The 1,002-nt window shown below is 66.5% G+C and carries 4 tRNA genes and 2 pseudogenes; 5 read left to right on the plus strand and 1 reads right to left on the minus strand.

Going from position 1 to position 1,002, the window contains the following annotated elements:
• The first annotated feature begins 60 nt into the window (after window positions 1-60).
• The 5 genes and pseudogenes from D7W79_RS42195 to D7W79_RS46140 form a co-directional block, all read left to right on the plus strand.
• Window positions 61-134, plus strand: a tRNA-Pro gene (locus tag D7W79_RS42195).
• Between the two features lie 39 nt (window positions 135-173).
• Window positions 174-247, plus strand: a tRNA-Arg gene (locus tag D7W79_RS42200).
• Between the two features lie 99 nt (window positions 248-346).
• Window positions 347-420, plus strand: a tRNA-His gene (locus tag D7W79_RS42205).
• A gap of 21 nt (window positions 421-441) precedes the next feature.
• A tRNA-Arg gene (locus D7W79_RS42210) sits at window positions 442-515 on the plus strand.
• Window positions 516-547: 32 nt separating this feature from the next.
• Window positions 548-640: pseudogene (locus D7W79_RS46140) on the plus strand (hypothetical protein); the annotation flags it as partial.
• Here the strand turns inward: D7W79_RS46140 and D7W79_RS42215 are convergent.
• Window positions 612-1,002: pseudogene (locus D7W79_RS42215) on the minus strand (phage recombination protein Bet); the annotation flags it as partial. The pseudogenes D7W79_RS46140 and D7W79_RS42215 overlap by 29 nt on opposite strands.

Genomic DNA, 1,002 nt, shown 5'->3' on the forward strand with positions numbered 1-1,002 from the left:
GGCGTCAGGAACAGCAAGCTTGCGCGTCCGTTCGCGTTAGGCGAAGAATGCGGCACTTCTCGGGGCGTAGCGCAGCCTGGTAGCGCACCTGCCTTGGGCGCAGGGGGTCGGAGGTTCGAATCCTCTCGCCCCGATTTGAAGTGCCGTGATGTTTCAGCAGTCAGGACGGGCCAGCTCCAGTAGCTCAGCTGGATAGAGCACCGACCTTCTAAGTCGGGGGTCGCAGGTTCGAGTCCTGCCTGGGGCGCAAATCTGCTGGCAGATGGTTTTGGGCCTTGAACGGCCCCGGTTTCCACGGTAGGAGACCGCCGCTTTCAAAGCCGTGACGTGTGAAGTTGAAGTGACGGCGAATGTAGCTCAACTGGTTAGAGCGCCGGACTGTGACTCCGGAGGTTGCCGGTTCGATCCCGGTCATTCGCCCTTCTTCATTCGCTTCCTGTCGCGCCTATAGCTCAACTGGATAGAGCATCGGCCTTCGAAGCCGAGGGTTGGGGGTTCAAGTCCCTCTGGGCGCACTCCCTTTCCCAGCTCCTTCCCGCCCGGAAAAATGAAACGCCCGCGTCCCCTCTTCGGGAACGCGGGCGTTGTTCATTTCAGCGAACGACGGTCGCTCAGGCCTCCGGGGTCGTCCCGGCGCCGTCCTTGGACGACGGCACGCGGCAGCGCAGCTCCGTCTCCGCCTCCAGCGCGGTGAGGTTCTCGCGCATGGCCTTCGCCCACCGGGCCCGGGGCTGCTCCATGAGCTTCTCGTGCGCCAGGTCGATGGTCTCGCTCAGCTCGTCGTCGGAGAGCTCGGACGTCGTCTTACCCTTGTACGGGCCGAACGCCACGACCACCGCGCTCGCCTTGGGACGCTCGGGCGTCTGGGCCACGGGCACCGCCGCCACCGGAGCGGGGGAGGGCGCCAGCGGCACGTCCACGTCGAGCCTCGGCTCCTCCTTCTCCGGCGCCCGCGCCGTCTCCACCGCCTTGGGGGCCTCCGCGGGGGCGGGGGCCCCCAAG

This window comes from Corallococcus exercitus (assembly GCF_003611585.1).
GTDB lineage: Bacteria > Myxococcota > Myxococcia > Myxococcales > Myxococcaceae > Corallococcus > Corallococcus exercitus.